The sequence below is a fragment of the Rhizobium aureum genome, from assembly GCF_030182495.1.
In the GTDB taxonomy this organism is placed as follows: Bacteria; Pseudomonadota; Alphaproteobacteria; order Rhizobiales; family Rhizobiaceae; genus Rhizobium; species Rhizobium tropici_C.
Map to the genome: position 1 here is coordinate 18,626 of NZ_JAQJCI010000017.1, position 19,712 is coordinate 38,337.

At 59.8% G+C, this 19,712-nt stretch carries 21 protein-coding genes; 10 read left to right on the forward strand and 11 right to left on the reverse strand.

Features of this window, described 5'->3' with window-relative positions:
- Positions 1–48 precede the first annotated feature (48 nt).
- Entirely contained in the window at positions 49–2,526 is a 2,478-nt protein-coding gene (locus PH552_RS26895; protein WP_112344037.1) for an OmpA family protein, read from the reverse strand.
- Positions 2,527–3,006: 480 nt separating this feature from the next.
- Here PH552_RS26895 and PH552_RS26900 point away from each other — a divergent pair, with 480 nt between their 5' ends.
- From PH552_RS26900 to PH552_RS26915, 4 genes are all read left to right on the forward strand, one after another.
- Positions 3,007–3,789: a lysine/arginine/ornithine ABC transporter substrate-binding protein gene (locus PH552_RS26900; RefSeq protein WP_112344036.1), complete on the forward strand. Its 783-nt coding sequence runs from the start codon at positions 3,007–3,009 to the stop codon at positions 3,787–3,789.
- A gap of 118 nt (positions 3,790–3,907) precedes the next feature.
- The gene (locus PH552_RS26905) at positions 3,908–4,711 is read left to right on the forward strand and encodes an ABC transporter permease (protein WP_095435085.1); all 804 of its coding nucleotides are present in this window, start codon (positions 3,908–3,910) and stop codon (positions 4,709–4,711) included.
- Positions 4,708–5,538, forward strand: a complete 831-nt coding sequence (locus PH552_RS26910) for an ABC transporter permease (RefSeq protein WP_112344035.1) — start codon at positions 4,708–4,710, stop codon at positions 5,536–5,538. The genes PH552_RS26905 and PH552_RS26910 overlap by 4 nt, the downstream gene beginning before the upstream one ends.
- A 185-nt stretch (positions 5,539–5,723) precedes the next feature.
- Positions 5,724–5,990: an usg protein gene (locus PH552_RS26915; RefSeq protein WP_112344034.1), complete on the forward strand. Its 267-nt coding sequence runs from the start codon at positions 5,724–5,726 to the stop codon at positions 5,988–5,990.
- Between the two features lie 45 nt (positions 5,991–6,035).
- On the opposite strand, the gene PH552_RS26920 is transcribed toward PH552_RS26915, so the two are convergent.
- Positions 6,036–6,761 (reverse strand): DUF2270 domain-containing protein, encoded by a 726-nt coding sequence (locus PH552_RS26920; RefSeq protein ID WP_112344033.1) that lies wholly within the window; start codon positions 6,759–6,761, stop codon positions 6,036–6,038.
- 145 nt (positions 6,762–6,906) lie between these two features.
- Between PH552_RS26920 and PH552_RS26925 the strand changes: the two genes are divergently transcribed.
- From PH552_RS26925 to PH552_RS26940, 4 genes are all read left to right on the forward strand, one after another.
- Positions 6,907–7,731: a methyltransferase domain-containing protein gene (locus tag PH552_RS26925; protein WP_112344032.1), complete on the forward strand. Its 825-nt coding sequence runs from the start codon at positions 6,907–6,909 to the stop codon at positions 7,729–7,731.
- A 116-nt stretch (positions 7,732–7,847) separates the two neighbouring features.
- Positions 7,848–8,540, forward strand: coding sequence for a glutathione S-transferase family protein (locus PH552_RS26930; protein ID WP_112344031.1), 693 nt, complete (start codon positions 7,848–7,850; stop codon positions 8,538–8,540).
- Positions 8,533–8,877 (forward strand): ArsR/SmtB family transcription factor, encoded by a 345-nt coding sequence (locus PH552_RS26935; RefSeq protein ID WP_112344030.1) that lies wholly within the window; start codon positions 8,533–8,535, stop codon positions 8,875–8,877. The genes PH552_RS26930 and PH552_RS26935 overlap by 8 nt, the downstream gene beginning before the upstream one ends.
- Entirely contained in the window at positions 8,874–9,350 is a 477-nt protein-coding gene (locus PH552_RS26940) for an SRPBCC family protein (RefSeq protein WP_112344029.1), read from the forward strand. The genes PH552_RS26935 and PH552_RS26940 overlap by 4 nt, the downstream gene beginning before the upstream one ends.
- A gap of 27 nt (positions 9,351–9,377) precedes the next feature.
- Here the strand turns inward: PH552_RS26940 and PH552_RS26945 are convergent, their stop codons facing one another.
- The 4 genes from PH552_RS26945 to PH552_RS26960 all read right to left on the reverse strand — a co-directional run bounded on the left by PH552_RS26945 (position 9,378) and on the right by PH552_RS26960 (position 13,390).
- Positions 9,378–10,178, reverse strand: coding sequence for an ATP-binding cassette domain-containing protein (locus PH552_RS26945; RefSeq protein ID WP_112344028.1), 801 nt, complete (start codon positions 10,176–10,178; stop codon positions 9,378–9,380).
- 10 nt (positions 10,179–10,188) lie between these two features.
- Positions 10,189–11,025, reverse strand: coding sequence for an aliphatic sulfonate ABC transporter permease SsuC (gene ssuC, locus PH552_RS26950; RefSeq protein ID WP_112344027.1), 837 nt, complete (start codon positions 11,023–11,025; stop codon positions 10,189–10,191).
- A gap of 24 nt (positions 11,026–11,049) precedes the next feature.
- Positions 11,050–12,225 (reverse strand): FMNH2-dependent alkanesulfonate monooxygenase, encoded by a 1,176-nt coding sequence (gene ssuD, locus PH552_RS26955; protein ID WP_112344026.1) that lies wholly within the window; start codon positions 12,223–12,225, stop codon positions 11,050–11,052.
- Between the two features lie 196 nt (positions 12,226–12,421).
- Positions 12,422–13,390, reverse strand: a complete 969-nt coding sequence (locus PH552_RS26960) for a sulfonate ABC transporter substrate-binding protein (protein ID WP_112344025.1) — start codon at positions 13,388–13,390, stop codon at positions 12,422–12,424.
- A gap of 246 nt (positions 13,391–13,636) precedes the next feature.
- On the opposite strand from PH552_RS26960, the gene PH552_RS26965 reads away from it, so the two are divergent.
- Positions 13,637–14,530: an NAD(P)-dependent oxidoreductase gene (locus PH552_RS26965; protein WP_348628025.1), complete on the forward strand. Its 894-nt coding sequence runs from the start codon at positions 13,637–13,639 to the stop codon at positions 14,528–14,530.
- Between the two features lie 58 nt (positions 14,531–14,588).
- Here PH552_RS26965 and PH552_RS26970 read toward each other — a convergent pair whose 3' ends face one another.
- The 3 genes from PH552_RS26970 to PH552_RS26980 all read right to left on the reverse strand — a co-directional run bounded on the left by PH552_RS26970 (position 14,589) and on the right by PH552_RS26980 (position 16,348).
- Positions 14,589–15,077, reverse strand: a complete 489-nt coding sequence (locus PH552_RS26970; RefSeq protein WP_069613098.1) for an Lrp/AsnC family transcriptional regulator — start codon at positions 15,075–15,077, stop codon at positions 14,589–14,591.
- Between the two features lie 66 nt (positions 15,078–15,143).
- Positions 15,144–15,776, reverse strand: a complete 633-nt coding sequence (locus PH552_RS26975) for a uracil-DNA glycosylase family protein (protein WP_112344068.1) — start codon at positions 15,774–15,776, stop codon at positions 15,144–15,146.
- Positions 15,773–16,348, reverse strand: a complete 576-nt coding sequence (locus PH552_RS26980; protein WP_112344023.1) for a thermonuclease family protein — start codon at positions 16,346–16,348, stop codon at positions 15,773–15,775. The genes PH552_RS26975 and PH552_RS26980 overlap by 4 nt, the downstream gene beginning before the upstream one ends.
- 123 nt (positions 16,349–16,471) lie before the next feature.
- Here PH552_RS26980 and PH552_RS26985 point away from each other — a divergent pair, with 123 nt between their 5' ends.
- On the forward strand, positions 16,472–18,001 hold the full coding sequence (locus tag PH552_RS26985) for a sensor histidine kinase (protein ID WP_285166415.1): 1,530 nt from the start codon (positions 16,472–16,474) through the stop codon (positions 17,999–18,001).
- Positions 18,002–18,022: 21 nt separating this feature from the next.
- Here PH552_RS26985 and PH552_RS26990 read toward each other — a convergent pair whose 3' ends face one another.
- Together PH552_RS26990 and cobT are read right to left on the reverse strand one after the other, a co-directional pair.
- Positions 18,023–18,415: a diacylglycerol kinase gene (locus PH552_RS26990; protein WP_112344021.1), complete on the reverse strand. Its 393-nt coding sequence runs from the start codon at positions 18,413–18,415 to the stop codon at positions 18,023–18,025.
- A gap of 183 nt (positions 18,416–18,598) precedes the next feature.
- Positions 18,599–19,615: a nicotinate-nucleotide--dimethylbenzimidazole phosphoribosyltransferase gene (gene cobT / locus PH552_RS26995; protein WP_095435100.1), complete on the reverse strand. Its 1,017-nt coding sequence runs from the start codon at positions 19,613–19,615 to the stop codon at positions 18,599–18,601.
- Positions 19,616–19,712: the final 97 nt, after the last annotated feature.

Genomic DNA, 19,712 nt, shown 5'->3' on the forward strand with positions numbered 1-19,712 from the left:
AGGGCCGCCGGTTTCCCAGCGGCCCCTCGGCAAAATGTAGGCTAATGCTTACCGATTGGAGGCAACCGGGCGTACCAGCGGCGTGATGCGGCGGATGGTGACGCGGCGGTTCTCCTGCGACGGTCCAAGCGTATTCACCTTGAGATATTGCTCGCCATACCCTTGGGTGACCAGGTTCGCGGCCGGAATGCCATAGACATCCGTCAGAACATTGGCGACCGATTCCGCGCGACGGTCGGAGAGGATCAGGTTGCTCTCCGCCGAACCTACGGCATCCGTATGGCCCTCGATCAGGAAGGTTTCGGTCGGATCGCGCTTGACGATCTTCGATATGCCGTCGGCCACACCGCGCAGCGTGCTCGCCTGGCTCATCGGAATATCGGAACTGCCCGTCGCGAAGGTGATCGTATCGAGGTCGATGCGGCGGATCTTGTCGCGGATACGGGCCGAATAACGGACCTCGTTGACCGAGTAGATTCGCTCGACCGGCTCGACCGGCGGTTCGCGCAGGAAGTCGTAATAGTCCGCATCGCGGTTCGACGCCGTATCGATGATGTACTGACTCAAGGGGATGAGCAGGCGCATCGGCGGCAGATCGTCGCCCGGATCACGGAAATAATCGTCATTGTCGGGACGATCTTCCAGTTCCGGCGAGTAGAACAGCACATATTCGCGACCGCTAGCATCGATGCGTGAACGCTGGATGATATCGCCATAGCGATTGCGGATCGTCACGACGCGATCGCCGTCAGGCTGATCGATCGTTTCGCGATAGCGGTCCCGCTGCAACTGTTCATAGATCGGCCGTTCGCCGCCACGAACGAAACGCTCGGTATCGTCATGCCGGACGACATAGGTGTTGTCGACATTCACCACCGTGCGATTGTCTTGATTGATGATGGTCTGGACCGTCGTTCCCTGCGGCGGGGCAAAATCCGGCCGGCGATCGATCCGACGGCCCTGTTCGCTGGTGACGGCCTCCATCTTGATCGGCGGCTGCGGCTGACCGCCTGCCGCTGCGCGTTGCGCCTCGGCGTCGGAGGTCGGCGGCTTGGTATAAGCCGGTGGCGGCTGCTGGGCCGGAGCACTCTGCGCCTGCCCGCTCTGCTGGCTCTGACCGGCCTGTACGCCGCCGCTCTGGGCACCGGGATTCTGGCCTCTGTTCAGATGCTCTCCCCGACGAACCGCGTCCTTCTGGCTATCCAGAACCGCACTGCCGTTTTCAACGGGCAGGATGACGGGCCCATTGGCGGAAGCCGGGTTTTCCGCAATCTTCTTGCGGCGCTCCAGCTCCTGTGGCGAGACCTGCTCGGCCGGTGGCAGCTGGATTTCGCCGGCCTGCTGGCTGTTGCCATTGGCAGGTGCGGTTGCTGCATTGCCTTGAGCCGGCACCTCGGCGCCGTTCGTCGGCTGCTGCTTACCGGGCTGCGGCGCTGCCTGGTTACCGGTCTGTGCTGGCTGTCCCTGCGGCTCGCCCTTCTGGGCCGGCTGTTGCGGGTTGGCGCCAGGCTGTTCACCCTGCTGCTGGTTTTGCGGCTGCTTGCCGTGGGTCTTGTCGCCACCCTGCTTCTGCCCCTGCTGGGTGCCTGGCGTGACCACCGTTCCGGGCTGTGTTTCAGGCTGGACCTGCGTCCCGGGCTGCGCCTCTGTCCCCGATTGAGCCTTGTGACCTTGCGAGGGCTCGCTCGCGGGCGCCGGCTGCTGTTCGGTTGGCTGCTTCGCCGGATTTCCGGCCTGGCCCTGCTGCTTGGGATGAGCGTTTTGCTCCGGCTGCGCCTGCTTTCCGGGCTGGGCTTCCTGGCTCTGCGGCGGCTGCGCGGCGGGAGCTTCCTTCTGGACCGGCGCGGGCTGCTCCGTCGGCTCAGGCTTGGCTTTCGGCTGCACTTCCTCGGCAGGCTGCTGCTTGATCTTCGGCTGCGGAGCCTCGGCCGGCTGCTCTGCCGCGGGCTGCTTCGCCTTCGGCTTGGGCTGCTTGGTTTCCGGCTCTACTTCAGGAGCTGCAGCCTTCGGCTGCGGCTTGGCTTCGGGTTGAGCCTGAGGCTCCTCCGCCGGCTGCTGGCGCTGCTTCTTCGGCTCCGGCTGGGCCTCTGCAGCCGGCTGGCGCTGAGGCTTCGGCTGCTCCTGCTCGGCGGGCTGCTGACGCTCCGCCTTTGGCGGCTGAGCTTCCGGCTGCACCTTCGGCGCCTTCTGCTGCGGCTCGGCCTCCGGGGCGGCCTGCTTCATCTGATGCTGCTGCTGTCCACCGCCCTGCTCTGCCGGTTCGCCGCGACGTTTTTGGCCCTGCGGCTCACCTTCACCACCCTCGGCGGGCTTCTTGCGCTTGAGCTGCGGCTCTTCTTCTGGCTGGGCGGACGGAGCCTCCTGCTGCGCAACTTCGAAACTGGCGTTGGGGGCAGCCGCGATACCGGTGTTTAACGGCGCGATGGGCTGTTCGCGAAACGCCGCCGCCGCTGCCGGCTCGAATGCGAGCGATAACGAGAGCAGCGGAAACGCGGCGCTGGCAAATAGTCTGGATCGCTTTCCCATATGGGGTCTCCTCTTATGTTCTTTGTCCGCCGAATTGCGAATCTCAGCAGGCATGCCGATGCCTCAAGATCCCGGCCGATTTTCGGTTCTGATGAGGCTGAATCGCGGCAGGCGGCTATATGTTCCCGAACTATTAGGTGGCCGTAATTAACCCTGGCTGAATGCGCCGGACGGCTTACGTTCAGAATTCTCGCCAGGGCATGATGCCGAAAAGTCGGAACGGTCTTCAGACGACATCATGCGCTAGCCATTTGTTTCTACCGCGGATTCAGATTTAGGTCGTTTCGACATAAAACCGTCCGGCGCCAGCGCATTCGTATTGCCGCGCGATCGGGCTGCAATCATCACCCTCGTAATTCCAGTTGCATTTTTCGGAAAAAAAGTACGAATATCGCCGCAAGGCGGGCCACCGGCCCGCTCCACTTGAGCCGTCTGCCAAAAACAATAATGGGCTGCCGGCCGCCAACAGAGAGGGTCAATATGCGCATCTCCACTCGTCTTTTTGCCGCTGCGTCTTTCGCCGTGATGTCGCTTGTCGCCGGTGCGGCGCTTGCCGACGGCGACACGATCGTCTTCGGCACGGACGCGACCTACCCGCCTTTCGAATCGCTTGACGCCGGCGGCAAGTTCACCGGCTTCGATATCGATATAACCAATGCGCTTTGCGATCACATGAAGGTCAAGTGCACCTTCGTGAACCAGGATTTCGACGGCATCATCCCCGCCCTGCAGGCCAAGAAGTTCGACGCGATCATCTCGTCCATGTCGATCACGCCCGAGCGCGAGAAGATCGTCGATTTCACCAACAAGATTTACAACACGCCGCCGGCAATCGCCATTCCGAAGGACTCCACTCTCAAGGAAGCGACCGACGAAGCCCTGAAGGGCAAGACCATCGGCGCACAGTCCTCCACGACGCATGCCAACTACGCGTCCGCCCACCTGAAGGACGCCGAGCTCAAGCTCTATCCGTCGGCTGACGAATACAAGCTCGACCTCAGCAATGGCCGCATCGATGCCGCCATCGACGACGTCGTCGTGCTGTCCGAATGGGTGAAGTCCGATGCAGGCAACTGCTGCAAGATGCTCGGCACGCTGAAAAGCGACCCGGTCATCAACGGTGTCGGTGCGGGTATCGCTATCCGCAAGGGCGATACGGCCCTCAAGGACAAGCTGAACGCCGCGATCGCTGCGATCCGTGCTGACGGCACCTACAAGAAGATCCAGGACAAGTATTTCGATTTCGACGTCTACGGCGACTGATCGCCCGTCGATTCCCTGGGAAAAGACGACGGCGGAAGCTTGCCCTTCCGCCGTTTTTGTTTGACAACGAGAAGAATATAAGCAGAAACGCGGCAAAAGCCGCTAGGGGAAATATGGCATGAGCGGATTGTTTTCCGCCCTTGGTTCCTTGTGGACCTGGTTGAGTACGATTTTTGACCCGTTGTGTGGTCCAGCCGGACTGTTCACTCTGTTCGGCCAAAATACGATGCTCGCCTGTGGTGACACGGGATGGGGCGACGAGCTTGCCGGCGGGTTGAAGATTACCATCACCGTCTCGGTCCTGACGCTGCCGCTCGGCATCGTCATCGGCTTCTTCGTCGCGCTCGCGCAGCAATCGGAAGAGAAATCGCTGAGGCTCGCCGCCGGTGTCTTCACGACGATTTTCCGTGGCCTGCCGGAGCTGCTGACGCTCTTCATCATCTACTATGGCATGCAGATCCTCTTGCAGTCCGTGCTCGCGAAATTCGGTTATGACGGACCCGTTGAGATCAACGCCTTCGCGGCCGGCATGGTGGCGTTGGCAATCGTCTTTTCCGCCTATTGCTCGGAAGTCCTCCTCTCTGCCTTCAAAGCCATTCCCAAAGGTCAGTATGAGGCAGGTGATGCACTTGGATTTCATCGGGCGCGAACCATGCGGCTGATCATCGTGCCGCAGCTCGTCCGCATTTCCCTGCCGAATCTCGGAAACCTCTGGATGAACCTGCTGAAGGATACGTCTTACGTGTCCATCATCGGCCTTGCCGACATCATCAGGCAGACGGGGATCGCCGTCCGCGCCACCAAGGCGCCCTTCACCTTCTATTCCATCGCCTGCCTGTTTTATCTTACATTGGCCGTCATCTCTTCCGTCGGCCTCTTCTATCTCGATCGATGGGCTAAACGTGCGGAGGTCCATCGATGAGCCATGCCGAAGTTCTGATCGCCGCGCAACCGGCACCGCCGAAGACGGTCACGAAGCTGTCCAAGGCCCGTATCGCCGGTTATTTCTTTCTGACCCTATGGGCCATTCTCGGTATTTCGCTGCTGGCAATGATTATAAACGGGTGGGATGTCGATAAGCTCGAAACCTATGGGCCGCGGCTGCTTCACGGTCTCTGGATCACGGTCAAGTTGGTCGCCACATCCTTTATCCTGGGTGCGATTCTCTCGATACCGCTGGCCTTTGCCCGTATGTCGAGCAACAAGATCCTGAGCACGCTGACCTATTGCTATGTCTATCTGTTCCGCGGCACGCCGCTGCTGGCACAGATTTTCATGGTCTATTACGGTTTCCCGAGCTTTCGCTGGTTCTTCGAGGATATCGGCCTCTGGTGGTTCTTCAAGGACCCCTTCTACTGCGGCGTCTTCGCCATGACGCTGAACACGGCGGCCTATCAGACGGAAATCGTCCGCGGCGCCATTCAGAGCGTACCGAAGGGCCAGCGGGAAGCGGCCAGCGCCCTTGGTATCCATACCTGGATCGCTTTCCGCAAGATCATCATTCCCCAGGCGCTCATCGTGGCGCTGCGTCCCTACGGCAACGAGATCATCTTGCTGATCAAGAGTTCGGCAACCGTCTCCATTATTACGGTCTTCGACCTGATGGGCGAAACACGCTACGCCTTCTCGCGAACCTACGATTATCAGATCTATCTCTGGGCTGCGATCTTCTATCTCGTGATCGTCGAACTCATGCGAAACGGCTGGGCGCGGATGGAAGGCGGGCTGACGCGGCACCTCAAGCGCTGATCCCGTCAAGGCTGCACCTAGCCGCAGCCTTGGCAGCACTCCCATGCAGTCGCTGCTAATGCATTGATTTCTGTGAATAAATTTCCATCATGACATTTTTGTAAAGCTTGAGTTTACCATCTGTTGTTTCCATATTTGAGTGACCATGAGTCACGAACAAGAATGGGAACGGAAAGAGAAAGCTCATGCATAACGACATGCAAAAGCAGTTGCAGGGTTATGGGTTGACGACGGCGCAGATCTTCTACCGCCTGCCCGATCATCCGCAATTCCTGCAGACCTATATTTGGCAGGATTATGATCTCGCCCCGAACTTCCCGGAAATGCGCGGCTTCCTGAAATTCTGGCAGGAAACGCTGGATGGGCCGTTGCACTCCGTGCGCTATGTCCATCGCAAGCTGATTTCGGCAACCGAATGGCGTGCGATGAAAGGAGAATTCATCCTGCACTAAGGCAGCCGGATTGCGTGGGCGGCCTCGCGATCGACCGTACTGCCATCAGACATGCGCCTCGCCATGGATGAAATCTCCGTCATGCGAGCCGCGATGGAGCGTGCCGTAAAGGACGAAGGCATAAAAGACCGCGACGAGGATGAGGACGATCCAGCCAGGGATCGGTCCGAGCGCCGCATTGTCGGTGATATAGCTCCATGAATGCGGCTGCTCCTGCGCCAGGCCCTCCGTCTGTAGCCTGGGCGTCGAAATCTTCAGGATCCACGCCAGGAGCAGGATCGCATACATCCAGCAGTAATTGCGCTGCAAGCGCCGCTGCGCTGCCTCGACATAGCTGAGCAGCAGCCGCGGCGAACGCAGGCTGGCGGCGACCGACAGCGCCCAATCGGGATTGAGCTCCGTTTGTGGCGCCAGAATTTGCGCGAAGTAGTGCCGCTCCAATTGCCGCACACGCGAGCGATAGACATCGAAGAACCGATATCGCCGCGCCTCGATCAGCAACAGCAGCGTGATCAGCATCATTCCGAACAGCAAAACGCCATGATGCGACGTCGGCGTCGAAAGCGATACGGACAGTAATGCCGCAACCACCGTGATCGCCCAATTCGATGTCCGGTCGATGCGATCGCGCCAGCTTGTCATCCTCCCCAATTCACCCCGGTAATAGTGGGTCACCGTGTTGGTGACTTCGGCCGATGTCGACGGCATGGAGGGACAGCCGCGTCCCGCCGGGCTGCTCGTCGGGTTTGGTGTGGTGAGTTCATTATCCATGATTTTCCTCCCTTGTTCTTCTGTTCGGATAGCGTCCCCCCAAGTCGCCTTCGCCGAAGGTCATATTCTGCGCCTGCGCGGCAAGCATTGCAAAAGCCGATCAAGCGCCTTAATGCCTGCCTGACAAAAGGAAGGGCCGGCAATCATGGCAAAGAAGAAGATCGACGAAGATGCGCTGGCGGAAGCCTATAACCAGGCCTTGGCGCTGGAAAAGGCGGGCGATATCGACGCTGCCGTAAAGGCCTATGAGAAAGTGCTGGCGCTCGACCCGGAAGATCACGGCGGCGCGGCGGTGCGCATTGCATCCATGGGGCGCGGCGAGACGCCGGTGAAGGCCCCGGACGCCTATGTCGAGACCCTATTCGACCAGCATGCGGAAGTCTTCGAAGACGTGCTGGTGGAACAGCTCGGCTATCACGTGCCGGTCCTCGTTCGCCAGCGCCTGCAGGCGCTCGGCCTGGGCCCCTTCAAGCGCATGCTCGACCTTGGCTGCGGCACGGGTCTTACGGGCGGCACGCTGCGCGATATCGTCGAGGATATTACCGGCATCGACATTTCCGAGAACATGGTCGAAGTCGCCCATGAAAAGGATATCTACGAAACGCTCTTCGTCGCCGAGGTCGAGGATTTCCTTGATGATAATGATGAAGACGCCTTCGATCTGATCACGGCAACGGATGTACTGCCCTATCTCGGCGCACTGGAGCCTCTCTTCTTCGGTGCCGCGGAAAACATGACGCCAGGCGGTCTCTTCATCTTCTCCTCCGAGACCCTGGCGGAAGCGACCATGGCCGGACGCCCCTATATGGTCGGCCCACACCAGCGTTTCGCCCATTCCGAAGCCTATGTGCGCGAACGGTTGGCCGCGACCGGCTTCGAACTCGTCGAAATCACCGATATCAATGTCCGCATGGAAGACGGGCAGCCGACACCGGGCCATCTGGTTATCGCACGCCTGATTGCCGATTGAGGCGAGCGACGCAGAATAGTTATCCATTTGGGTAACTATTCTGTTGCTTCGCGCCCGCTGAGCTGATACTTATCCATTTAGATAAGTATCGGCTTTGATCTCGGAAGGCTCGTTGCATGTCCCTTATTCTCTACCAGCATCCCCTCGCCTCATTCTGCCACAAGGTGCTGATGGCGCTCTATGAAAACGGAACGCCCTTCGAAAGCCGCATCATCGATCTAGGCAATGAGGAATCCCGCGCCTCACTGGTGCGTCTCTGGCCGCTCGCAAAATTTCCGGTGCTTCGCGACGAAGCCCTCGACAGCACAGTACCCGAAACCAGCATCATCATCGAATATCTGGATCGGCATTATCCTGGGCCAACCCCGCTCCTGCCGGCGGATCCGTCGGATGCCTTGTGCGTCCGGCTTTGGGATCGTTTCTTCGATCTCTATGTTCAGGACCCGATGCAGAGGATCGTCGCGGACGTGCGCCGCACTGAGAAGGACCGGAGCCCGCAGGGCGTGTCCGAAGCCCAGGCACTGCTACGCACTGCCTACGGAATGATCGAGAAGCAGCTCGATGGGAAGATCTGGATCAGCGGCGACAGCCTCACCATGGCCGATTGCGCCGCTGCCCCGGCTTTGTTCTACGCCGAAACCGTCGTTCCCTTCGCCGAAGAGCATAGCCGGCTGAAGGCGTATTATCGACGTCTCCTCGAGCGACCGTCCTTCGCCCGCGTCCTCCAGGAAGCCATGCCCTACTTCCATTTCTATCCCTACAGCGAGAAATTGCCGGTACAATTCCGGCCGGAAAAGCCGAATGCTTGAGGAACCGCAGGCACTCGACCGCATGTTCCAGGCTCTTTCCGATCCAAGCCGGCGCGGCATGATCGACCGGCTCGGACATGGATCTGCATCCGTCACGGAACTGGCGCAACCTCTGGGCATGGCGCTGCCGACCGTGATGAAACATTTGCAGGTACTGGAAGCAAGCGGCCTGGTGCTATCGGAAAAAGCTGGCCGGGTGCGCACTTATCATCTTCGCAAGGAGGCGCTTGCCTCCATCGAACGATGGATTGCCGAACGCAAGGCATCCTGGAACAAGGCTTTCGATCGACTCGACATATTTCTCGCACACACATCGACGGAGACGACGGACGAATGAGCGAACGATCGACAGAGCATACGACCATCACCATAGAGCGCCACTTCAAGGCGCCGCTGTCGCGTGTCTTCAACGCCTGGGCAATACCGGAGCAGAAGAAACAATGGTTTGCCTGTCACGGCGAGTGGAAGCAGCTGGAATTCCAGCTCGATTTCCGCACCGGCGGCAGCGAAAGCAATCGGACCGCCTCGACGGATGGCGTCGTGCATGCCTATCAAGCGCGCTATATCGACGTCGTCCACAACGAGCGCTTCATCTATGCCTTCGACATGATGCTCGACGACGTCAGAATTTCCGTTTCGCTGGCAACGGTCAACTTTGCCCCGGAACCCGGCGGCACGAAGGTGACCTTTACCGAACAGGTCGTGTTCCTCGACGGTTACAGCGACAACGGCTCGCGGCTGATGGGCACGGAAATCGGCTTCGACAATCTCAGGCTTTATGTCGAGGGAGACGATAACAGGCCGAACTAGAGCAATTCCAGAAAAAGCGGAAAAGCTCTAACCCCGTGCGTCGCCGAGGATCGCCGCCAGCAGCTGCCCTTCGAGCTCTGCCAGGGCCGGATTGCCGTGGCGGCGCGGATGCGGATAGGGAACGGCGAGATCGAGCACGATCCTGCCCTCGTCCAGGACGACGACGCGGTCGGCCAGATGCACCGCCTCGCTGACGTCATGCGTCACGAGCACCGCGGTAAAGCCGAGTTCGCGCCACACGCGATTCAGCAATTCCTGCATGCTGATGCGGGTCAGGGCATCCAGCGCGCCGAGCGGCTCGTCGAGCGCAAGCACGCCGGGTTTGCTGACGAGCGCGCGGGCAAGTGCCACGCGCTGCTTCTGTCCGCCGGAAAGGCTGGACGGCCATTCGCCGGCCTTCTCGGCAAGCTGGACCTCGGAGAGAACCGAAGCCGTTTCCTTCTTCGATACGTCTTGCGGCACGCCCTCCCCCAGGCCGACGGCAACATTGTCAGCGACGGAAAACCAGGGCAGCAGGCGCGGCTCCTGAAAGACGATGCGCGTATTCGGTTGCGCGTCGATGCCGTCGGCGGCCTCGAAGCGCATATGGCCGGCACTCGGCTCTTCCAGACCCATCAGGATGCGCAGCAGCGTGCTCTTGCCGCAGCCGCTCTTGCCGATGACAGCGACGAACTGCCCAGCCGGAATATCGAGATCGATGCCGCGCAGAACACGGTTGTTGCCGAAACTCTTCTCCAATCCTTTGATATGAATGGCCGCAGCTCCCGCAGCCTGCGAAGCCACATTTTTGATTTCCGCCTGTGGGCGATCGAGTGTGTTGACGCTCATGGCAGGCTCCTCAATTCTGATAGGCCGGATTCCAGCGCAAAGCCCTGCGCTCGATCGCCCGCGCAACGACATCGGCGAGCTTGCCGAGGATGGCGTAGATCACCAGCGTCAGAACGACGACATCGGTCATGCCGAACTCGCGGGCATTGTTGGCCATGTAGCCGATGCCCGATGATGCCGCGATCGATTCAGCCACAATCAACGTCAGCCACATGATGCCGAGGGCAAAGCGCAGACCGACGAGAATGGACGGAAGCGCGCCTGGGAAGATGACCTTCCGGAACAACGTCCAGCTGCTCATACCATAGACCCGTCCCATCTCGATCAGCCCGCGATCGACATTGCGCACGCCGTGATAGGTGTTGAGGTAGATCGGGAACAGCACGCCGAGCGCCGTCAGGAAAAGCTTCGATTCCTCGCCGATCCCGAACCAGAGGATGACGAGGGGCACCATGGCGAGATGCGGGATGGTGCGCAGCATCTGCAGCGTCGTATCGGTCAATTGCTCCGAGTGCCGCGATACGCCGTTGGCAATGCCGAGCAGAAAGCCGATCGACCCGCCGACCAATAGGCCGGCGAAAGCGCGGCCGGCGCTGACGAGAATGTTGTTCGGTAATTCCCCGGAGATCGTGGTCTGCCAGAAGGCGACCACGACTGCCGCCGGCGACGGCATGATGCGGGTGGAGATCCATCCAAGCGACGAGCCGAGCTGCCAGGCCGCGATCACGACGACCGGCAACAGGAAGGGCAGAAATCTCTGGATCGAGATTGATTGCCGCGCGGCCTTGGCCGGGCGCGTGCGGCGTTCCGAGCCTACGCGTACGAAGGATGTGTCGAATGCCGACATGGGAATCTCCCTTCAAAGGTGGCGTTACGAGCCGGAAACAACCTTCAGATTGCCACCGTGGCTGCCGCCCGCGAAGATCTGCTTGGCACCGAATTCGTTGCGGAATCCGGCGCGCTGCTGTTCCTGATTCAGGCCAAGCTCCGGGAACAGAAGCTCCGCCACACGATAGGCTTCTTCCAGATGCGGATAGCCGGAGCCGATCACGGTTTCGATGCCGAGCTCCTGATATTCCCGCAGCCTTGCAGCCACAGTCTTCGGCGACCCAACAAGTGCCGTACCGGCACCGGCGCGCACCAGGCCGACGCCGGCCCAGAGGTTCGGCGACACTTCGAGCTTGTCGCGCCGGCCGCCATGCAGGGCCGCCATGCGCTTCTGCCCGACGGAGTCGGATTGCGTGACGAACTGCTCCTGCGCCTCGCGGATCGTCTCGTCGTCCAGCTTGGAAATCAGCTTATCGGCCGCAGCCCATGCCTCCTCATCCGTTTCGCGGACGATGAAGTGAAGGCGGATACCGAAGCTCACCTCGCGCCCGCGCTTGGCGGCGGCGGCCCGCACCTTCTCGATCTTTTCGGCCACCTGCGCCGGCGGTTCGCCCCAGGTCAGGTACTTGTCGACGCGGCCGACGGAGAATTCGATGCCGGCATCCGAGGAACCGCCGAAATAAAGTGGCGGCCGCGGCGATTGCACGGGCGGCAGGCCGAGACGTGCGTTGGTCGCCTTGATATATTTGCCCTCGAAGGTGGACGACCCGGTTTCCAGAAGCTCCTCCCAGACATGGAAGAATTCATCGGCATGGGCGTAGCGCTCGTCATGTTCCAGGTGGATGCCGTCACCGGCGAGCTCCGCCGGGCTGCCGCCAACGACGATGTTGAGCAGCACGCGGCCGTTGGAGACGCGATCGAGCGTCGAGGCAAGGCGTGCATAATAGGCAGGAGATGCCGTACCGGGACGGATCGCAACCAGGAACTTCAGCTTCTGCGTATGCGCCGAAAGCGCCGCGGCCGTCACGAAGGACTCTTCGCAGGAGACCCCCGTCGGCAGCAATACGCCGGTATAGCCAAGCCTGTCGACAGCCTGTGCGATCTGCTGGAGATAGCCGATCTCCGGTCCGCGGTTGAGATCGGCCGTGCCGAGATAGGTGCCGTCGCCGGAGGTCGGAATGAACCAGAGGAAATCGATGGGTTTTGCAGTCGCGGTCATGAGATTTTCCTGCCTTCTGGGTGCGCGCGGTCGGGAGCCACTTCCCGATGTCCAGCATGGATAGTGACATACGCCATCGATTATATCGACAATATGGATTTTCTAATCGCTGGTATTTGACGAAAAATTTTTGCCGGCAGAGCCCGCGCCCGTAGTGTTTGGAGGCGCAGGCGATATCTGCAAGCGGTTATCAGCCTCAGCTTGCCTTCGGCCGCCAGACGATGTCGGTCACGTTGAGCTTCTTGGGAACGATCCCAAGATTATAGAACTCGTCAGCCAGCCCCTGCTGATAGGCGATCGCCGCGTCCGTAATGGTCGAGGCACTCCCCAGATTTGCACCCGGACGCGTCAGCGTCACCCGCGTCACCCCGGCAGGAACGCCGGTGATTTCGGAGAGGGCTTTAACGGTGCCGTCCAGATTCGATTGCGCCGCCGCCCCCACCTTGGCCAGTTCATCGATGACATCGACGATGACCTGCGGATTGCTCTTGGTGAAATCGCCATTCGCCAGGAAATAGCTGAAGGAATCGACAATCCCACGCGCCGTCGTCAGGATGCGTGTATCCGGATCGGCCTCTGCAATTGCGAGATAGGGATCCCAGATGGACCATGCATCGATGGCGCCGGTCTTGAAGGCGGCGGACGCATCCGGAGGCGCGAGATCGAGCGGCTGGATATCTTTGATCGTCAGACCACCCTTGCGCAAAGCCTTGACGGTGACATTGTGAGCGCTGGAGCCACGCTTGAAGGCAACCTTCTTTCCCTTGAGATCGGCAAGCGTCTGGATCGGCGAATCCTTGCGCACGAGAATGGCGGAGCCTTCGGGGCTGCCGGTATAAAGGCCGACATAGAGCAAATTGCCGTTGGCCGCCTGTGCGAAGAGCGGCGGCACATCGCCCGTGGCGCCGAAATCGAGAGCGCCTGCGCCAAGCGCTTCAAGCAAAGGCGGACCGGACGTGAACTCCGACCATTCGACGGATATGCCGCGATCGGAAAGGCGCTTTTCCAACGCCCCTTGACGCTTTGCCAAGGCCAACACGCCATTCTTCTGCCAGCCGATGCGAAGCGTCCTCGCGGCGGCCGCCCTTGCCGGGCGGAGAGAAGGCAATGCCAAGGCTGCTGCCGTGGCGCCGAGAAGGCCGAGTGTCTGTCTGCGCGAAATCATCGAAGATCCCTTTTCATAAGGCCCCGGCGCTTCCGCAGCCATCGGCTCGTTGTCGATGGCTTAAAGATCGCAAATCCATAGATTATATCGACAAAGGATATTATGAAGATTCCCACCAAAGACGAAATTGTATTCCAATAAACGAAAAAACTAGAAATCAGATTTCAAATCATATGCCATGGTGACAAGTTACCCGAGAAATCGGTCTTCCGTCCTCCTGGCCTTTCCGCTAAGCCTTCGAAACAAATTCGGTCAGGGAGTTATGAAATGGCAAAGGTCTCGTTCATCGGCATGGGCGTCATGGGCTATCCCATGGCCGGGCATTTGAAGGTCAAGGGCGGGCATGACGTCACCGTCTATAACCGGACCGTTGCCAAGGCCGAGGCATGGGCCAGACAATTTGAGGGCAAGTTTGCCCCTACTCCGGCTGAAGCCGCCGAAGGCGCTGACTTCGTCTTCACCTGTGTCGGCAATGACGACGACCTGCGCTCGGTGACGACGGGTGAAAACGGTGTCATTTCCACCATGAAAGCCGGTTCCGTCCTCATCGACAATACCACGGCAAGCGCCGAAGTCGCTCGCGAGCTTTACGCGGCCGCCAAGGAAAAGGGCGTCGACTTCATCGATGCTCCCGTCTCCGGCGGCCAGGCCGGCGCCGAGAATGGTGTTTTGACCGTCATGTGCGGCGGTGACGAAGCCGTCTTCGAAAAGGCTCGTCCCGTCATCGGTGCCTATGCCCGCATGGTCGGTCTCATGGGGCCTGTCGGCGCAGGTCAGTTGACCAAGATGATCAATCAGATCTGCATCGCGGGCATCGTTCAGGGCCTGGCCGAAGGCATCCATTTCGGCAAGCAGGCCGGGCTCGATATCGAAAAGGTGGTGGAGGTCATTTCCAAGGGCGCCGCCGGTTCGTGGCAGATGGAGAACCGCCACAAGACCATGACTTCAGGCAAATATGATTTCGGCTTTGCGGTTGACTGGATGCGCAAGGATCTCGGCATCGTGCTCGAGGAGGCCCGCCGCAATAAGGCCAAACTGCCGCTTACGGCCCTCGTCGACCAGTTTTATGGTGATGTCCAGACAATGGGAGGCAATCGCTGGGATACCTCGTCGCTGCTCGCGCGCCTGGATCGGAATTAAAAACAAAAAGCGCTCAGCCGAAATCGATTTCGGCTGAGCGCCCTGCAAAAAATGCTGCTCAGTCCTCGTTGGACTTTGCATTCTCCAGCAGCATGTAATCCAACGGCAATTCCGTCGAATACTTGATCTGTTCCATCGCAAAGGCGGAGGAGACGTCGCGGATTTCGATCTTGGCGATCATGCGCTTGTAGAAGGCGTCATAGGCGGCGATGTCAGGCACGACGACGCGCAGCAGATAGTCGACATCGCCGCTCATACGATAGAATTCCACCACTTCCGGAAAATCGGCGATCACTTCGGAAAAGCGCTTCAGCCATTCGATGGAGTGGCTGTTGGTGCGGATGGACACGAAAACCGTGACCTTCGTGTTGACCTTTTCGGGATCGAGCAGCGCAACGCGGCGGCGAATAACGCCATCCTCTTCCATCTTCTGGATACGGCGCCAGCATGGCGTCGTCGACAGCCCGACCTTCTTTGCGAGGTCGGCCACGGCCAGAGTGGAATCCTCCTGCAGCAGGCGCAGGATTTTGCGGTCAAGACGGTCCATTTAAGCATCCCTTCGAATTATATTCTCTCTATAGCTTATTTTTAGCGGGAGAAAAGAAACTTTTTCTCAAGGAAGCAGGCTTTTCACACGTTGTTGTAATACCGGAAGCAACTCGGTCTCGAACCACGGATTCCGTTTCAGCCAGCCGCTGTTGCGCCAGCTCGGATGTGGCAACGGCAGGACAGACGGCGACCGGTTGTTGAGAAGGTAACGCCGCCACTGCGCGACCGTCTCGGTCATCGAACCCATGCGCTCCGTGCCGAGATGCCAAGCCTGCGCATATTGACCGATGGTCAGGATCAATTCGATCTGCGGCATCGCATCCATCGCCCGCTGCCGCCACAAAGGCGCGCACTCCTTGCGCGGCGGCAGATCGCTTCCCGCCTTGTCATAGCCCGGAAAGCAGAAGCCCATGCCCATTATGGCGAAATGGTCCGGATTGTAGAAACTCTCGCGATCCACAGCGAGCCACTGACGCAAACGGTCACCCGAAGCATCGTTGAAGGGTAGACCGCTCTCGTGGACGCGCAATCCTGGCGCCTGCCCTGCGATGAGTATCCGTGCTGTGGACGATAGTGTCGCAACCGGACGCGGCTCATGCGGCAGGCGATCCGCCTCGCCCCTGGCCGGTGCGTCCCGACAGAGACGGCAGGCCGCAATCGCTGAACGCAGGATCTGCAATTCGCTCTCCTGTTTCACGGCGCGCTCCATCCGACAAGTCGGTGCAAATAGCTGAACAATCCCGCAATCGGATCATAGTCATTGCCATCAGCCATACGCTCCTCGCGCCGATAGTCGCCAGGTTTCTCGAATTCACCGGCCCAAAGTCCGGCTTTCGCCTGCCGTGCGATCCGTTCCTCGCTCGCATAGGCACCATAGGAAACCGCCATGCCGTTGCGCACCATCGCGGCATTGATATCGAGATCGCCGGCGACGCATGTCACCAGCAGGCGACCATAGCGATCCCTCTCCCGCCCCCGGCATTCGGGCGCTCCCGTTTTAATCATTGTGGCGAGCGCCTCGCGTGCTTCCTCGCCGCAGGCCCAATCCGCTCCGTTGCGTTGGCAGCGCTGCCGATATTCGGGAGCATCGATACCTTTCAGCCTCAAACGCTCGCCGTTGGCGGAAAGCGTGTCGCCATCGATGACATAAAAGCTGCCGTTTTGAACGATTTCCGGTCGATTGTTCATTTTCAACGCGAGCAACGCAATGATGGCGAGCAGAGCGAAAGTGGCCACGCCGTCACGAAACAGGCGGCCTGACCGCATCACGTTCTTGCCTCCTTTAACAACAAATCCTTGGCGAAGATGGCAAACAAATCATTTCAGCGCAGTATCTTCTTAAGGATTGGACGCTAGTCTGTAGTCTCAGGCAGGCCAAGTTTCAATGTAACCATGAGCACCGGCGTCAGCACATCGACAGATAAGAATATCGTCGACCGATCGCGCAGTCACCGCAACCGGGCTGTGTCGAAGGCCGTGCGGCAGACGCGCGAGCGCCTGCAGAACGGCCACAGCCGCAATTTCGACCGCGAAATGATGCTCATGCATATCGACACGCTGCTGCAGGGCGCCGCGGTCGTTCCGATTTTTGCCGTCATCGTTGCCGTGCTTGGCGTCTACCTGACGCGGGACGCGCAGATCTTCTTCTGGACTATCCCGATCCTGACGGCACATGCCATCAACATGCTGCTTGGCCGCAAGGCACGGAAGCAGGAAATCTCGGCGGAAGGCGCCAGGAAATGGCGGCAGATCTTTCTGCTCGGACAATTGCTGACGGGTCTCTGCTGGGCGATCTTTGCCTTGCAGGGCTGTTCCACCTGCGGCGGCGACAGTTTCGCACTCTATAAGGGCACTACCCTGCTGGTCGCGATCGGCATCACGGCGATGTCCAGTTTCATGCTGCCGCGTGCTGTGCCCTTTTCCTTTGCGCCGGTCACCGTCGCGCTGGTCGTGACCGCCATCCTTACACGAAGGCCATCGGACATCGCGCTGACCGCCGTCATCTCCGTGGCCGTCGTATTCTTCACCTTCATCACCATCCGCATGTATCAGTCAAACCTCAAGATCCTTTCCTTCCAGTCGGAGAAGGACGACCTGATCGCAGAGCTGGAAGTCGCAAAATCCATGTCGGACGAGGCTCGCCGGCGTGCCGAGGAAGCAAATCTTGCCAAATCGCGCTTCCTCGCCTCCATGTCGCACGAGCTCAGAACGCCCCTGAACGCCATCCTCGGCTTTTCCGAAGTCATGTCAGCGGAAGTCATGGGGCCATTGAACAACCCGACCTATCGCGAATACACGACCGACATCCATCGCTCGGGACAGCATCTGCTCAATCTGATCAATGAAATCCTCGACCTCTCGCGCATCGAGGCCGGCAAATACGAATTGAACGAGGAAGCGATTTCGCTCCTCGATATTGCCGAGGATTGCATTGGCATGGTGCAGTTGCGCGCACGCGCCAAGAACATTTCGATCTCGTCGCAATTCGAAGCGCTGCTACCCTCGGTCTGGGCCGATGAGAAATCGTTGCGCCAGGTGATCCTCAATCTGCTGTCGAACGCAGTGAAATTCACGCCGCAGGGCGGCGAGATTGCCGTCAAGGTCGGCTGGACGGCCGGCGGCGGGGAATATGTGGCGATCAAGGACAACGGACCGGGCATTCCCGAAGAAGAGATACCCGTCGTGCTTTCCGCCTTCGGGCAGGGCTCGATCGCCATCAAGAGCGCCGAGCAGGGCACGGGCCTCGGTCTGCCGATCGTGCAAGCCATTCTTGCCAAGCATGATGGTCAGTTCGTGCTGAAATCCAAGCTGCGGGAAGGCACCGAAGTCATCGCCATCCTGCCAGCCAAGCGCGTGCTGCAAAGCCTACCGGCAATCGAAGACGCCCCGCTTGTCGAGCGGCGCAAGAAGAGCTTTGCTTAAACGAAGCTCGGGTGCTGATCTCTAGCGGAAAAGCAGGTGGCCGCCGATGATATAAAGCAGGTAGATACCGGAAGCGACCAGCATGCACAGAACCGCAAACGAGCCGAGATCCTTGGCATGCTTGCCGACATTGGAAATCTCCGGCGATATCCGGTCGATGACCTCTTCCACCGCCGTATTCATGGCCTCGATCGCGAAAACCCCCAAAAAGAGTACCATGGCGATGACGATTTCGCCGATGGTCGCACCGACGGCGATCAACAGGATCAAGGAAACAGCCGCAAAAAGGAGTTCCTGCCGGAAGGCCGATTCCTGCAGCAGCCGCTGAAAACCACCCCAGGAATAGCCGGCAGCGGCGAAAAAGTGCCGAATCCCGGTCTCCTTGTTGACCGCTGATTTTGAAAACTCAGCCATTCGCGCTCCGCCCGTATTGTCCCGGTTGCATCTGGATGCTTTGCGAATACCGCCTCACCGTGAGCGAAGCAAGGCAGCGCGTTCCGCCCACCCAAAATTCATTACAGATTTATGACGAAAACAGATCGTCTACAGGAAATTTAGCGGCGAAACGTCTATTTCAACGCCTCGCCGCCGCGATTCTCAGTGCTTGTTCGTCACGCCGGCACTCTCGAATGTCGCCATGCCCGAATGGCAGGCGGCCGCGGCCTTGACGATGCCGGCGGCCAGCGCCGCCCCCGTGCCTTCGCCGAGCCGCATGCCGAGCGCCAGAAGCGGCGTCTTTCCAAGCTTCTCGATGGAGCGCAGATGTCCCGGCTCCGCCGAGACGTGACCGATCAGGCAGTGATCGAGCGCAGAGGGATTGGCGGCCTTGAGAATGGAAGCGGCAGCCGTCGCGACATAACCGTCGATGATGACGGGGATACGTTCCATGCGTGCGGCGAGAATGGCGCCGGCCATCGCAGCGATCTCGCGGCCGCCAAGGCGGCGCAGAATTTCCAGCGGATCGTTGAGATGATCGCGATGCAGCGCCACCGCCTTTTCGACGGCAGCGATCTTGCGCTTCAGCATCTCACCTTCCGAGCCGGTGCCCGGGCCAACCCAGTCCTCCGCCTTGCCGCCATAGAGCGCGTAATGAATGGCCGCGGCGATCGTGGTATTGCCGATGCCCATTTCGCCGATACAGAGCAGATCCGTACCGCCGGCAATCGCTTCCATGCCGAAGGCCATGGTCGCGGCACAGTCGCGCTCGCTCAATGCCGGTTCTTCGGTGATGTCGCCCGTCGGGAAATCGAGGGCTAGGTCGAACACCTTGAGGCCGAGATCGTAGGCAACGCAGATCTGGTTGATCGCGGCTCCGCCGGCTGCGAAATTTTCCACCATCTGCTGGGTTACGGAAGGCGGAAACGGCGTAATTCCCTGCTTGGTGACGCCGTGATTACCGGCAAAGATCGCCACCAGCGGCCGGGTCACGGCCGGCGCACGACCGGTCCAGGCGGCCAGCCAGAAGGCGATTTCCTCCAGTCTTCCAAGCGCGCCCGGCGGCTTGGTGAGTTGCGCATCACGCTCGCGCGCTGCCACGAGTGCCCGGGCATCCGGCCCCGGAAGGTCGCGCAGCAATGCGCGGAAATCGTCGAATGGGAGGCCGCTGACGCTCATGAATGCGTTCCTTGTCTTTTGGTCTCAAATCGGGTTCTTTGCGTGCAACTCTATTAGTCTTCGGAATCGGCGCGAACAACTCCAAAAGCGCCCGATG